Raw genomic sequence first — 14,584 nt, 5'->3', positions numbered from 1 at the left:
GTTTGGAAGATGAAATTATTGGGAGATTAAACAGAAACCATGTCATTGCAAGTAGCCATCAGGGAAAATCCTGTAAAAACCGTGATGCTGTTTAAAATATATTTTAGGGGACAATGAGCGGGAGCCGCGTTAGGGATTGCAGTGAAAAGCCCGGAGCGTGGATTGGGCTTGCGCGGGAAAAGCGAGGACTTGTAACGGAAAGCCCGGGCCGCAGGCAACGCCCATATTGTAAAATTGATAGATAAACACCCTCAACCTGCCGTTGTTGGTGCTGTCGCAAACAATCATTTCGATCCTCATGTCTTAATATCATGAATGCACTATTGCCGGTCACAAAGTTGGTGATAACAACAGCGAAGAATAGCAAAAGCGCAAGTATAAATTAAATATCAAACTGTAAAACAGCCCATAATAAAACTTTTAATCAGCTTAAACCTTTATCATTATTAATGAGCGCCAAACCTAAAAAACATACCGCCGCCTTAGGATTTATTTTCGTAACGCTTTTTATTGATGTACTTGGTTTAGGCATCATTATACCGGTAATGCCCTCGCTGCTCGAAAAGCTGGGCAACATGGATGTAAGTACCGCTGCGCAATATAATGGCTATTTAACGTTCACGTACGCCTCCATGCAGTTCCTGTTTTCATCGCTACTGGGTAACCTGAGCGACAGGTACGGGCGCCGGCCTGTATTATTAGGTTCGCTTATTGGCTTTGGGATAGATTATATTTTTATGGCCTTTGCTCCTACTGTGGCCTGGTTATTTATCGGCCGTGCCATAGCGGGCTTTGCGGGCGCCAGTAATACCACAGCAACCGCTTACATTGCCGATATCAGTACAGGTAAAAACCGGGCAGCGAACTTCGGTTTAGTTGGGGCAGCATCCGGTCTTGGATTTATTATTGGCATAGGCACCGGGAGCTTTTTGGGTGCATTAAATGTGCGGTTCCCTTTTATGCTGGCGGCCGGTCTGGCCCTCCTGAATGCGGCATATGGCTATTTTGTATTACCCGAATCATTAAATATCAAAAACCGCAGGCGTTTTGAATGGAAGAAGGCTAATCCCGTTAGCTCCTTACGCAACCTTTCGCGCTATAAATCCCTAATCGGGTTGATAGGCGCATTTTCTTTGGTGTACATTGCTCAAAAAGCTGTTGAATATGTATTATCGTTTTACGTAACTGAAAAATTCGACTGGTCGCTGAAAAGCATTGGTTTTTTAGGCTTTTTTATTGGAATAGTACTGGTAGCCATACAGGGCGGCTTGATCAGGTTTACGATCCCCAAATTCGGGCAGGAGAAAAATATCGTAGCCGGCTTACTATTCTATACCATCGGTTTAAGCCTCATAGCATTTGCCAACCAGGGTTGGATGATGTATGTGTTCATGGTACCTTATTGCCTTGGCGGTATTTCGGGTCCTTCACTTCAGGGTATGATTACCAGTACGGTATCAGCTAAAGAGCAGGGCGAATTGCAGGGCTCATTGACCAGTATCAGTAGTTTAGCTGTGATCATCGGCCCCCTGTTAATGAGTTCGGTGTTTCATTTGTTCACCCATCGCAATACTTCAACCTATTTTCCGGGCGCGCCTTATATATTGGGGGCTGTATTGATGCTGATAGCTGTTTTTTTGGCAGTAAGGAGTTTTAAGAAAGCCGGGGTGACAGATTCAAAACAGGTGGAGGTGTTGCCATAGGAACGCGCAAGCCCCACCCAAACCCTCCCCGGAAGGGAGGACTTTGAAAATTCAAAAAAGTCTCCCCTACCGGGGGAGATTTAGAGGGGGCCGGGCTGGGCTAATCCAACCCACTCACCCCGCCAGATATCACAAACTTCATCACATCGGCTGCACTCTTATCCATCGGTTTTACCTTATCGGCAGCAATGATGATTACCTGCCCCGCAAACGAGTAGGAATATGGGAAGTATACGGCTACCTCGCCGGGCAAGCCAATCTTTGCCAAGTCTTTCTGAACCAGGAAACCTATCTTTTTTAAACCGAACTCATTAACTTCAACCAGTACCGGTTCGTTGAACTTTTTCTCTTCGCCAACAAAGGCTTCTGTCAAATCTTTTATTGACGAATACAGGAACGCGAAGATGGGCAAACGTGCAAACCAGCGTTTAAACCAGGCTTTAATTGGCTCGGTGATTACATTAGTAACCAGTACCCCCATGATCATGATAACCACTACCACATTCAGGATCCCCAAGCCCGGGATATACATGTGCTTCCCGGTTTTATCAACCCAAAGATCACTCAGGTTAAGCGCTTTATCAATGCTGGCCACCGCCCAGTACATCAGGAAAATAGCTGCGCCTACCGGTACAACCACCAACATCCCTTTTACAAAATACCTGAATAATGCCCGCGCTAACCTGTTCATTTTAAGCCCCTGATTTCTACTCGTAAAAGTACACTCTTTTTACCCTTTGCGAAATATTGGTTAATATTTCATAAGGGATGGTGCCTATCTGCTTTGCAAGTTCTTCAATGCGCTGGTGCTCATCAAAGATGATCACCTCATCGCCTTCATGCACGTCAAGGCCGCTCACATCCAGCATACACATATCCATTGTGATGTTGCCCACTGTAGGCACAAGTGTGCCTTTCACCAGCATTTTACCCACGCCTTTACCAAAGGCACGCAGGTAACCATCGGCATAGCCAATACGAACGGTAGCTATTTTCCCGTCTTTAATAAGGCTCCCGCTTCGCCCGTAGCTGATTGTGTCTCCTTTTCCAATCTTTTTAACCTGGGCAACGCTGGTTTTTAAACTGGCTATAGGCTGCAAGCCCGCATCAGCCCCTGATACCGACGAATCGATTCCATACAATCCTATCCCCAATCGAACCATATCATAGTGTGCCGAAGGCCAGCGGATAATGCCGGCAGTATTGCAGATGTGCTTGATCACCTTATAACCCAGTGTACGCTCTATCTCCTTAAAAGCCTTTTCAAAGCGCCTGATCTGCTTTTTAGTAAACTCGTCGTGTTCCGGACTTTCGCTTGCTACCAGGTGTGAAAATACCGATTGCACCCGTACGTAACGGTTGACCTCCAGCATATCGCACAGGGTTTCTATCTCGTAATTTTCAAAACCCAGGCGATGCATACCGGTGTCAATTTTAAGGTGTACCGGGTAACCGGCAATGCCTTGTGCCGAAGCATAGCCCACAAAATCATCTAATAAACCAAAACTGTAAATTACCGGCTCAAGCTTATATTCGGTGAGCTTATCAAATGCCGAAGCCTCGGGGTTAAGCACTTTGATGGGCAGGTTAATCCCCGCCTGCCGTAAAGCTACCCCCTCATCAATATAGGCAACCGCCAAATAATCAACCTTATTATATTGCAGCATATTGGCAACCTCAAAAGTGCCGCTGCCATAGCTAAAAGCCTTTACCATAGCCATCACTTTTACACCCGGCTTAAGCTTTGATTTATAAAAGTTGAGGTTGTTTAGTAAGGAGTTCAGGTTGATCTCCATTACGGTTTCATGCGCTTTTTGGGCCAACGCGCGGCTCACCTGCTCAAACTCAAAACTGCGCGAACCTTTGATCAGGATGGTTTCATCTTTAAAATTGAGTGCTTTTAACTGTTGCAGCAGAGTGGCTGTATCTGCATAAAAATGTTGTTGGGCTATGTCAAAATATTGCTGATGGCCGAGCAGCGCCTCCCCTACGCCAACAAATTTATCAATCTTTTTGGCCCGGATCAATTCGGCCACCTGTTTGTACAGCACATCCTGCTGCAGGCCAGATTGATAAATATCTGACAGGATCAGCGTCTTTTTTTGATGCTGATTTTGCTGCGATAAAAAGTTAAGCGCTATCTCCAGCGATTGCAGATCCGAATTGTATGAATCATCAATAACAGAGCAGTTGTTTACGCCGTTTTTTAACTCCAACCGCATACTTACCGGCGCGAGGCGCTCTATGCGCTTGTCGGCCTCTACAGCACTGTAGCCTAAAGCCAACATAGTAGCCCAGCAGGTTATGGCATTTTCTACCGAGGCCTGGTCGGTAAAAGGCACGAGGCATTCTATCTCTTTACCCTGGTACCGGGCACGGAAGTAATAATTTTTGGAGATCACCGTCTCGCTGAAAACATACAGATCAGCTTCACGAAACTTACGGCTCCAGGTAAAGGTCTCTTTAGCCGCGATGTCTTTTTCATAACCGAGCAACTGATCGTAATTATGGATCAGCAGCCTGCTGTTTTTGAATAGCCCCAGTTTTTCCAGGAGCTTTTGCCTGGGCGATTCAAAACCCTCGTCATGCGCAGGGCCTATGTGGGTGAGTACCCCTATTTCGGGCTTAATGATAGCTTCCAGCTTATTCATCTCATTTATGGTAGAGATGCCCGCTTCAAAAATCCCCAGTTCGTTTCGGTCGTTGATTTGCCATACGGACAATGGCACACCGATTTGCGAATTATAACTTTTAGGGTTTCGTACAATATTTTTATCGGCCGAAAGCAGCTGGTAAAGCCATTCCTTAACTATAGTTTTGCCGTTACTGCCCGTAATGCCAATTACCTCCAGCTTAAAACGGCTGCGGTGATAGGCTGCCAGCATTTGCAGGGCCGCCAGCGGATCTGGCACAATCAAAAAGTTTGCGCCGGGCAGGTTAAACTCCGGGCCATGTTCTACCACAAAATTGCGCACACCGCCTGCATAAGCTTCGGCAACAAACTCATGGCCATTGCGTCTGCCGCTCAGGGCAAAAAATAAGCCTTCGGCAGGGTTGTTGATCCGGCGGCTATCGGTAAAAAGCGCACTGATCGTATATTCTTCAACGATGTTGCCATCTGCCTTGATGATCTTTTTTATAGCGCTTATGGTGTACGTGTTATTGGGCATGCTGCTAATTTGGAGATATTAAAACAAATAGAATAATTTTTAACGAATTTTGGTTTTTAAATGGATCAACCCAAATCAATTAAAATTACCGACGAGAAAGTTGCCCTTGCAAAAGCCGAGCACTTTTGCGCCTACCAGGAGCGCGCCCAGCAGGAAGTACGCGACAAACTTTACGAGTGGGGACTATGGCCTGACGCTGTTGAACGCATTATAAGCCAATTGATAGAGGGCAATTTCCTTAACGAGGAACGCTTTGCACGGATCTATGCTAAAAGTAAATTTAACCAAAAAGTGTGGGGACGTATTAAAATTAAACAAGGGCTTAAACTTAAACGAGTGCCCGATGTATTGATCAAAAAAGCTCTCCTTATTATTGACCCTGACGATTATTTGACTGCTTTGACCCACTTATTACAAAAAAAAGAAGCTACCCTAAACGAGAAGAACCAGCTGAAGCGCCGGTACAAGCTGCAGCAGTACGCCATGGGCCGCGGATTCGAAGCTGAGCTGATAGCTGATATTTTGAAAAACAGCAAGTTATAAACTATTTTAAAAAAAGTTAAAATTTCCCTTGCAGAGTATCCAATTCTACCTATATTTGCACTCCCGCAAACGAGATAAGCAGCCGGTTAAACGAAAGCTTACTTCAAGCGAGAAAATACCAATGCGAAAGTAGCTCAGTTGGTAGAGCACGACCTTGCCAAGGTCGGGGTCGCGAGTTCGAATCTCGTCTTTCGCTCAAAGCCCTTCCTGATTGAAAGAAGGGTTTTATTTTTAAAAGGTTAGACACCTGCTCAGATGGTGGAACTGGTAGACACGCAGGACTTAAAATCCTGTTCCCGTAAACGGAGTGCGGGTTCGATTCCCGCTCTGAGTACAAAAGCAGCGTAAAATCGCTTCGAAAGCCCTTAAATCAAATGATTTAGGGGCTTTTTTTGTTATAAACCCACTCAAAATCCGCAAATAAACAGGGTCATGAGGGGATCAAGCAGAAAAATTGTGGGGGAATAAAAAAAGTGTTTGCTTTGTGGATATAAAACTCAACAGGCATCCACTTGTCATCAGCATACGAAACCCTCGTCCGTTTAATCCTACCAGAAGGCCTTTTAGACTATTTTGAACTTACAGATGTTCATTCCTCCGAGAAGGGTCAATTGAATATCTATCTTGAAGAAAAGAACCTGGTGCCATCAGGTTATGATAAATCACAATTGGAGTCGAAAGGCTTCTTGCCGGAGACAGCAATTCAGGATTTTCCGATTCGTGGCCATAAAGTAGCCTTATGGCTTATGTTTGAATTCTTAGTTTAGTTATTCATCAACAACACATAGAATTCGATACCCGCTTAGTTGCAGGCAATCAGGAATCAAAATCATTTAGCAGTTTAATCTCGTTGCGATATAATAGGATCTTGCCATTATTCTCCAGTATCTTAAGCAGGCGTGAGATCACGACTCTCGATGTAGCCAGTTCGTCAGCGATCTGGTAATGGGATGCTTTAACAACGCTTGAACCCGACAGCCTTTTCTTTTCTTTAAGATAAGCGATCAACCTGTCGTCCAGTTTATGAAATGCAATACTTTCTATAGACTTCAGCATTTCTGAGAAGCGCTCGTTAAAACTCCGCATGATATAATTCTTCCAGCTCGGATAGTTACACAACCACTCATCCAGCTTGTTATGGGGGATGGCGATGATTTGCAGGTCACCTTCGGCAATGGCTTTTACTTCACTTTTCTTCTCTTCCAGGCAACAGCTATAAGCCATCGAACAGCTCTCGCTGCTGGATAGATAATACAATAAAATCTCATTGCCATTATCATCCTTTTTAAGAACTTTTAAGGTGCCTTTAACTACGAGCGGCATCATACGGATATATTTCCCGTAATCCATCACCAGTTCACCGTCTTTGAATGATCGTAACTCGCCAAACTCCTCGATCTCTTTGATCAGGGCCGGTTCAAACTGAAAAACAAAATTAATGGGTTCGTCCATGCTGCTAAGTTAACAGTATTGGGCTACATTATTCCAACTTCCGCCATTGGTCACATTGGTAAACCCGCTTTTTTCAAGTATGAGTTTCGCATGCCCGCTTCTGCCCCCGCTTTGACAACAAACAATAATGTTCTTTTTGCCCCTGAACATGGCCTGCTGGGAAGCTACCTTATCCAGTGGGATATTGACGGAACCTTTTGCGTGTCCACAGGCAAACTCGGCGGGTGTGCGTACATCTATGATCAAAGCACCTTCTTTGATCAGTTCTTTTAGGTCAACTGCGGGTGAACCACCGAATAATTGCTTAAATAAATTCATGTCCTTATCGTTTAAATTTCAAATAATTCAATTTTTTACGCCGGCTGCTTTCAGGATCAACTCCAACGGGCAGAATCTGGTAAATGCGGATTGCAGAAGGTTTACGCCGACAAATACGCCTAACCAAAGCCAGTTAATATTTACAGTGTAAGCCAGTATTATACTGGTTAAAACTATTGTGCCGGCAACGGCACGAACGATTCTTTCTTTCATGGTTTTTGAATTTTAGGGTTAAGTTTTGTTTTACGCATCATTTTAAAGTAGAGCAAAGGCACCACGATCAATGTCAGGAAAGTGGAGGTGATGGTACCGCCCATCAGTGAGATGGCCAAGCCCTGGAAGATCGGGTCGAATAGAATGATCACCGCGCCTAAAGCCACCGCACCTGCGGTCAATAAGATCGGTGTGGTGCGTACCGCGCCGGCTTCAATGATGGCTTGTTTAAGCGGGATGCCTTCATCCAGCCTGATATTGATAAAGTCGATCAGTAAAATGGAGTTACGTACCATTACACCGGCCAGGGCGATGAAACCGATCATCGAGGTCGCTGTAAAATAAGCGTGCAGCATCCAGTGGCCCAAAACGATCCCGATCAGCGATAGTGGTATTGCGGCCAGCATTATCAGCGGCACCGTAAAGTTCTGGAACCAGCCTACGATCAGGATATAGATCATGATGATCACCACGGCGAAAGCGATACCCAGGTCCCGAAATACTTCGAACGTGATCTGCCATTCCCCGTCCCATTTCAGGCTGTAATTGTCTTCCAAATCGGGTTGATGGGTATATTCCTCTTTCAGCGAGAAGCCTTTAGGAACTTTCACGCTTTTTAAATGATCGGAAACATCGGAGATTGCATATGAGGGACTTTCCAGGGCACCTGCCATATCGCCCAGCACGTAAACCACTTCTTTCTGGTTTTTACGGTAAATGCTTTTCGGCTTGATCTGCCGGATTACAGTAACCAGATCTTTTATGGGCACAGCATTCCCCTGCATACCCATCACTTTTAAATTTAGTACATCGTCTATACTGCTTTTATCGGCATCGCTCAATTGCAGCTTGATGGCGGTTTGGTTATAAGCTGCGGGCTGGGCGACATTACCTACCGGCATACCGGATAAGCCGGCGTTAACCGTCGCAGCCATCTGTGCGGTGGCTATACCATAACGCATGGCTTTTTCTTTATTCACTTCAATATGGTATTCGGGCTGGTCGTCTTCAACCATCCAGTCCACATCCACCACATTGGCGGTTTTGTTCATCAGGTCTTTTACCTGCCGGGCAACTTTGATCTGTTCCTTATAGTCGGGCCCGTAAATTTCGGCCACTAAAGTAGAAAGCACCGGAGGGCCTGGCGGCACTTCTACGATCTTCACATTCGCATGGTATTTCGCAGCGATGGCTTGTATCGGGCCGCGCATTTCCTTGGCTATACCGTGACTTTGGCTACTCCGATCTTTCTTATCCATGAGGTTCACCTGTATGTCGGCCACGTTGTCGCCTCTTCTTAAATCGTAATGGCGCACCAAACCGTTAAAGCTGATCGGTGCTGAGGTACCGATATAGGTCTCATAATTTCTGACCAGTGCTTGCCCGGAAATGTAGGAGCCGATGTCCTTTGCTACTGCCTGTGTTTTCTCCAGCGTAGTGCCTTCCGGCATATCGATCACCACTTGGAACTCATTCTTATTATCAAAGGGCAGCATTTTCACGGCAACTGCTTTGGTGTAAAACATGGACAGCGAGGCAAACAGGATCACCACAGTGCCCAGGATAAATGTCCAGCGTTTCCACCGGGTTTCCAGTAGTGGCTGGATAGAAGAGCGGTATATTTTATAGACCCGGGTTTCTTCCATTAGCTTGGGTTTGTTCTCTTCGTGTGCGATGCCGTGCTTTTCTTTCCCGCGCAAAAAGATGTAACCGAGGTATGGGGTCAAGGTTAAAGCGACGATCAGCGATAAGATCATGGCGATAGAGGCACCAATCGGCATCGGGCTCATATAAGGCCCCATCATGCCCGATACGAACGCCATCGGCAATACCGCAGCAATAACGGTAAAAGTTGCAAGGATAGTTGGGTTACCTACTTCGTTAATGGCATAGATCGCGGCCTGCAATGGCGGCAGCTTCTTCATCTTAAAGTGCCGGTGCATGTTCTCCGCGATGATAATGGAATCATCCACCACTATACCCGTGATAAATACCAGCGCGAATAGTGTTATACGGTTAAGCGTATAGTGCATAAAGTAATAAGCGAACAGCGTAAGGGCGAAGGTTACCGGTACTGACAGAAATACCACCAGGCCACCGCGCCAGCCCATGGCTAGCATCACAAACACCGTTACGACTATGATGGCGATAAACAGGTGAAGCAATAATTCACCTACTTTATCCGACGCGCTTTCGCCGTAATTTCGGGTAACGGTTAAGTGCACATCGTTTGGCAACAATCCGCTTTTTAAATGCTCAACTTTATTTAAGATCTGCTCCGATAACTTCATCGCATCCGCGCCTTTCTTTTTGGCTACCGAAAGGGTGATGGCCGGGTAATTGGATTTAAAGGCTTGTAAATTTTTAATATCCGCTTTTCCATAACCAAATAGCACGTACTGATTTGGTGTTTCAGCGCCTTCTTCAACTTTGGCGATAGATTTCAGGTAAACCGGTTGTTGCTGGTTAATGCCCACCACTAAATTGCCTACATCATCCGAAGAGGCCAGAAAATTTCCGGTCTCAACGGAAAAGGCCGTATCTTTTTGAAGCAGGGTGCCGCCTGGCAATTGCATATTGCTGCCCTGTATCTGTTTGCTGAGAGATAAAAAGTCCACATGGTTCTCCGCCATCTTGTTTTTATCAAGCAATACTTTTACCTCCCTGTTGCGGCCACCAATAATGTTAACATCCGATACATCATTGATCTTTTTGATCTCGTTTGCCAGTTCCTGGCCCATTTGTTTCAGCTGGTAATCATCATATTTATCGCTCCAGAGGGTTAAACCCAATACCGGCACATCGTCAATGGCCCTGGTTTTGATCAATGGCAGTGTAACGCCCTGCGGCATTTTGTCCATGTTCTTCATCAGTTCGCTGTACAGCTTCACTAACGAGCGTTCCATGTCTTCGCCGACATTGAACTGCACAATCACCATCGCTTGTCCTTGCATGGAGGTAGAATATACGTATTCCACCCCTTTGATATTCGAGATCATTTTCTCCATCGGAGCGGCAACTTTCGTTTCTACATCTTTTGGTGACGCGCCGGGATACCCGATAAATATATCGGCCATCGGCACCTGTATCTGGGGTTCTTCCTCGCGCGGAATTAAGAACGTACTGTAACCGCCGATGAGTAAAAAGGCGATCATTAACAGTATGGTTAATTTCGATTGTATGAATGCCTTCGCTATATTTCCTGCAAATCCGTCTTTCATATCCTTATTTTATTTTAACGGCTACGCCGTTGTATAATCTACCTTCCGCGCTCACGATGAATGGTTCATTCGCAGCCAGTCCGCTTAATACTTCTACCTGGTTACCCTGCGTTCTTCCAAGCCTTACCCAGCGCAGCAAAGCGGTGTGGTTGCTGCCAATGGTATACAATCCGGTTAATTGGTCTTTATACTGAACGGCAGCTAACGGCACCATGACCTGATCACTTACATTGGTTTTTACTGGCTGTGTAACCGGGATAGTCACATTGGCGTACATACCGGCGAACAAACCTTTCTTTTCGTTATCCGGAATAGTTGCTTTGATCAGGTACTGGCCGCCGCTGTTCTCTGAAGACTGACTGATCTGTGCTATTGTTCCTTTGATTGATTTATGAATAGCGTCGATATTTATTGTTACCGGTGTATTTTCCTCTATCAAACTAATCTCACTTTCCGGCACGGAGGCCCTTACCTGGTAACTGCGGCTTTGTTCAATGGTCAATAGCGGCATCCCAGGGCTGGCCATGCTGCCGGCGTCCACCATTTTCTGAGTAACTGTGCCGGCAAAAGGAGCGGTCAGGTTAGTATAGCTCAGCATGGCGTTTACTTCCCGGCGTTGTTGTTTCGCCGCTTCTAATCTCGCTTTGGCCGAATGGTACTGCAGTGTAATATTGTCCAGTTCTTTGGCTGAGGCGCTTTGTTGTTTATACAATGCGGTAAAGCGGTCATAATCTTTTTGCGCGTTTTGGTATCCGGCGTTAGCTTCGGCAATCATTGCATCAATTTGTGCTCTTTTGGCCAGAATGTCGTCATTGCTGATTGTAGCCAATGGCTGGTCTTTACTAACGCGGTCGCCAACCTTGACATCAATCTTTGTAATATAGCCCATTACCCTGGTGCTGATATTAGCTGTTTGACCAGCTTCTATCTGCCCGCTTACAGTCAGTCCTTGTTTTGCATCGGCCAAAGGTTGGCTCACCGTAACCAGTATTGCCGTATCTGCACTGGTGGCTGTGTCTTTTTTTTCATTGAAAGAACAGGAACTAATGACCATTAAACCGATACCGATTAGTAATTGCAAAGCCCTGTTTTTATGGATAGGTAAGTTCATATCTGATGGTTATTTGGTGGTGGTAGTTGTTAATAATTGTATGTAAGCGCGGGTAACGTTGACAGTAAACTGCGCTTGAGCTAATGAAAACTTTAATTGGGATAACTGGGTGTCGGCAATCAGCACATCGGTGGTGTTGACCAGTCCTTGCTGGTAACGGTTCTGCAATATTCGCAGGGCCTCGGTAGCTTGTTCTATGGCAGCCTTATCCTGATCCGCTTCAAAGCTGGCATCAGAAAGGTCGCGGTAAGTTTTATCCAGCTCCGTTCGGCTCTGGTCTTTTTGCTGGGCTAACTGCACCGAAAGCTTATCTCGTTTTAGTTTTTGGGAAGCGATGACATGTTTGGTTTTATTCCCGTTAAAAATATTCCACGATAACTGAATTCCAACCAAATACGCATTTGCGCCGAAACCGGCTAAGCGACTGTCGCTATATTGAAAACTACCAAACGCATTCAGTTTAGGCAGGTAATTCATCTGGCTGGATTTGATCATCAGTCCGGATGCTTCAATGGCTCTTTGCATGGCCATAAAATCAGAACGGGTAGCAAAAACCTTTTGCGTACTATCTATAGCCGGCAAGTTTGTTTCCGGTTGATCAACAAGGCTATAAGCTTTTCCGGTAGGCTGCCCCATTAACAAGCTGAGGTAATCAGACGCGTTAAGGATGCTGCTTTTGGCTTTTGCCAAGCTACTTTCAACTGCCGTTACATGAACCTGGGCATTCAATAAGTCTGACTTTTGGATCAATCCCTGCTTGAAGTGATTGTCGGTGAAAGTATATACCGACTTTGCAGTCTGGCTTGCTTCCGCCAAAACTTTCTCTGCCTGGTAAGCCAGCTGCAGTTGCAAAAATGCTTTAGTGGTTTCGAAAGTAATATATTCCTTAATGCGCTGGGTTTTATATTGGTAAACTTGGGTTTGCTTTTTGGCTCCCTTCCGCATGTACAGCATATCGATATTAAGCAATGGCTGCTTAACCTCCAGTTGTGCCATATAATCCGGCGTTGCAGAAGGATGGTTTAAAAGGGCAGGATTAAAATCATTTTGGGTAATACTGCGTTGCTGTAGTTTAAAACCGAAAGCATTAAGCGGATTGTTGGTGCTCATGGCCGCATAGGTGACATCAGCCTGTGGCAGGTAGACCGCCTGGGTCTGGTTGTAATCCGACTCCGCAATACGCTCGTCTAAACCGGCCAGGCGGATAGTTTTGTTGTTGGCTAAAGCTGCTGAAATGGCCTCATTCAGGCTCAACTTTTCGTGAAGGTCCTGGGCTTGCGCTACTGAAAGGAAGCCGGAGAAACCTATAAAGAGGAACAAGCCCGCTTTGATTAAACGCCTTATCGTTTTCATTAATTTATTTTTTTAACAAAAGTAGGTTCGGCTAAAAAGCTAAACGGTAACATTTGTTACCTACGTCGGCAAGTGAATAATCACGCCCCGTAAATTCAGTTTTGTTTAGCAGCAGCACTGATTAAAAGGTGTTAGTTGTTGTATGATCCAACCGTTTTTAGGCATGTCTACCACCAACTCCTTATACGAACTTTCAAAACCACCAAAGAGCAGCGCAGGTAGTTGCGAGCAAAGGTCAAATCAGCGCAAGGGTAGCTTTAGCGATTGGGCTGTACGTTTACGCAAGCATAGCGCATTTTGACCGCTGGCCGAGGCAACGTTGTCGTTCAAGCTTATCTTATATTTGTTGGCCAGCAATCTCCTTTTTAATTCTCCGCATACCTTAGCGTCTTCGTCCTACCGCTGATGCCGTTATGCGCGAAACATTCAACAGGAACAGTTATCTAACCTACTTCGATAAAGCCGTTTGTCCCGATACCGGTTACATGATACATGAGTACCGCGATAGAAAAGAGCAGGTACAAATAGATGACAAAGGCACAGCACACCTGATTAAAATCCTTTAGTTATGACCTTGAATAACCCGCAACTACTGATCGTAGCGGGGCCGAACGGTGCAGGTAAATCTGCTTTTTCAAAAGATTTATCCGCTGCCGGTGCATCTATCTTTGACCCGGATAAAGAAGCTGTAAAGATTGAAGCACTTTACCCCGGCCTCCCAGGCGAAAGCGTTTCTTACGCAGTTGAGCAATATTTCCAGGATTGCGTAACACAAGCACTGAAAAATAAAACGGACTTTACGGTAGAAACAAATTTAAGAGATGCTGGACTAATGAATATTGTAACCCGGTTTAAGGAAAACGACTATGTTGCCAGCGTAATTTATATTGGCCTGGCTGACGTTAAACAATCCATGGACCGTGTGACTGCGCGAGTAAAAAGAGGCTGTCATTTTGTCGACACAGGTAGCATCTATTATAATTATATCGAAGGGTTAAAAAACTTTTAACACCTCGCAAACCGTTTCGACAACCTTGAATTCATCGATGCCAGTGGGAATTTATACGAACTAAAATCATTGCTAAGAATACAGAACCGCGAAGGTATTTTTGTGAGTAAAGATTTGCCTGAGTGGGCTAACCCAGCTATCTCATCAATTGTAAAGCGATTCAGTCGTAGTTCACCGAAACGAGAAGACGATAATGAATCTCGCCGTGGCACCAAGCGTTAGAATCAAAGCTTGATTCATAGTTTATTTTATGCAATGAGAGCCCAGATGTGCTTCAACGACCAAATCACTCAGTGAAAGTTTTCTACTTCAAGATTGTTGGGTCGAGAGTTCGAATTTCTCCGGGGCACTTTTAGGCAAGTTGTCGATTTTATTGGCAACTTTTTATTATTGAAATTCCGATGATGCTAAAATCATCGTTTTTAAGGCAAACTATATGAAAATGATGCGTATCGAATAATCGAGTTAGATATTCAATCTCACTTAATCAA

13 protein-coding genes and 2 tRNA genes are annotated in these 14,584 nt (G+C 45.2%); 7 read left to right on the top strand and 8 right to left on the bottom strand.

Annotated elements, in window-relative coordinates:
- Positions 1-449 precede the first annotated feature (449 nt).
- Entirely contained in the window at positions 450-1,703 is a 1,254-nt protein-coding gene (locus IEX80_RS26855) for a TCR/Tet family MFS transporter (RefSeq protein WP_176628326.1), read from the top strand.
- 100 nt (positions 1,704-1,803) lie between these two features.
- Here the strand turns inward: IEX80_RS26855 and IEX80_RS26850 are convergent, their stop codons facing one another.
- Together IEX80_RS26850 and IEX80_RS26845 are read right to left on the bottom strand one after the other, a co-directional pair.
- Positions 1,804-2,394, bottom strand: a complete 591-nt coding sequence (locus tag IEX80_RS26850; protein ID WP_112654514.1) for a DUF502 domain-containing protein — start codon at positions 2,392-2,394, stop codon at positions 1,804-1,806.
- Positions 2,395-2,410: 16 nt separating this feature from the next.
- Positions 2,411-4,873 (bottom strand): bifunctional UDP-N-acetylmuramoyl-tripeptide:D-alanyl-D-alanine ligase/alanine racemase, encoded by a 2,463-nt coding sequence (locus tag IEX80_RS26845; protein ID WP_176628325.1) that lies wholly within the window; start codon positions 4,871-4,873, stop codon positions 2,411-2,413.
- A 60-nt stretch (positions 4,874-4,933) separates the two neighbouring features.
- Here IEX80_RS26845 and IEX80_RS26840 point away from each other — a divergent pair, with 60 nt between their 5' ends.
- From IEX80_RS26840 to IEX80_RS28050, 4 genes are all read left to right on the top strand, one after another.
- Positions 4,934-5,416, top strand: a complete 483-nt coding sequence (locus IEX80_RS26840) for a regulatory protein RecX (RefSeq protein ID WP_188834737.1) — start codon at positions 4,934-4,936, stop codon at positions 5,414-5,416.
- A 123-nt stretch (positions 5,417-5,539) separates the two neighbouring features.
- A tRNA-Gly gene (locus tag IEX80_RS26835) sits at positions 5,540-5,612 on the top strand.
- A 53-nt stretch (positions 5,613-5,665) separates the two neighbouring features.
- Positions 5,666-5,750 (top strand) — tRNA-Leu (locus IEX80_RS26830).
- Positions 5,751-5,928: 178 nt separating this feature from the next.
- The gene (locus IEX80_RS28050) at positions 5,929-6,183 is read left to right on the top strand and encodes an ISAon1 family transposase N-terminal region protein (protein WP_090533108.1); all 255 of its coding nucleotides are present in this window, start codon (positions 5,929-5,931) and stop codon (positions 6,181-6,183) included.
- Positions 6,184-6,232: 49 nt separating this feature from the next.
- Here the strand turns inward: IEX80_RS28050 and IEX80_RS26825 are convergent, their stop codons facing one another.
- Genes IEX80_RS26825 through IEX80_RS26800 form a run of 6 tightly spaced genes read right to left on the bottom strand, consistent with a single transcriptional unit; the run spans position 6,233 to position 13,084 of the window.
- The gene (locus IEX80_RS26825; RefSeq protein ID WP_090533110.1) at positions 6,233-6,868 is read right to left on the bottom strand and encodes a Crp/Fnr family transcriptional regulator; all 636 of its coding nucleotides are present in this window, start codon (positions 6,866-6,868) and stop codon (positions 6,233-6,235) included.
- A 9-nt stretch (positions 6,869-6,877) separates the two neighbouring features.
- Positions 6,878-7,186, bottom strand: coding sequence for a rhodanese-like domain-containing protein (locus IEX80_RS26820; protein ID WP_188834736.1), 309 nt, complete (start codon positions 7,184-7,186; stop codon positions 6,878-6,880).
- A 27-nt stretch (positions 7,187-7,213) separates the two neighbouring features.
- Complete coding sequence (locus IEX80_RS26815) at positions 7,214-7,399, bottom strand: YgaP family membrane protein (RefSeq protein WP_090533115.1); 186 nt, start codon at positions 7,397-7,399, stop codon at positions 7,214-7,216.
- Positions 7,396-10,620, bottom strand: coding sequence for an efflux RND transporter permease subunit (locus IEX80_RS26810; protein ID WP_188834735.1), 3,225 nt, complete (start codon positions 10,618-10,620; stop codon positions 7,396-7,398). Before IEX80_RS26810 ends, IEX80_RS26815 begins: the two co-directional genes overlap by 4 nt.
- A 4-nt stretch (positions 10,621-10,624) precedes the next feature.
- Positions 10,625-11,731, bottom strand: coding sequence for an efflux RND transporter periplasmic adaptor subunit (locus tag IEX80_RS26805; RefSeq protein ID WP_188834734.1), 1,107 nt, complete (start codon positions 11,729-11,731; stop codon positions 10,625-10,627).
- Positions 11,732-11,740: 9 nt separating this feature from the next.
- Positions 11,741-13,084, bottom strand: a complete 1,344-nt coding sequence (locus IEX80_RS26800; RefSeq protein WP_188834733.1) for a TolC family protein — start codon at positions 13,082-13,084, stop codon at positions 11,741-11,743.
- Positions 13,085-13,497: 413 nt separating this feature from the next.
- Here IEX80_RS26800 and IEX80_RS26795 point away from each other — a divergent pair, with 413 nt between their 5' ends.
- Positions 13,498-13,650: a hypothetical protein gene (locus IEX80_RS26795; protein ID WP_188834732.1), complete on the top strand. Its 153-nt coding sequence runs from the start codon at positions 13,498-13,500 to the stop codon at positions 13,648-13,650.
- Between the two features lie 2 nt (positions 13,651-13,652).
- The gene (locus IEX80_RS26790; RefSeq protein ID WP_188834731.1) at positions 13,653-14,093 is read left to right on the top strand and encodes a zeta toxin family protein; all 441 of its coding nucleotides are present in this window, start codon (positions 13,653-13,655) and stop codon (positions 14,091-14,093) included.
- The last annotated feature ends 491 nt before the right edge of the window (positions 14,094-14,584 follow it).

It is taken from the genome of Mucilaginibacter rubeus (genome assembly GCF_014643835.1).
Lineage (GTDB): Bacteria > Bacteroidota > Bacteroidia > Sphingobacteriales > Sphingobacteriaceae > Mucilaginibacter > Mucilaginibacter rubeus.
This window is presented reverse-complemented; position numbering and strand designations above follow the sequence as displayed.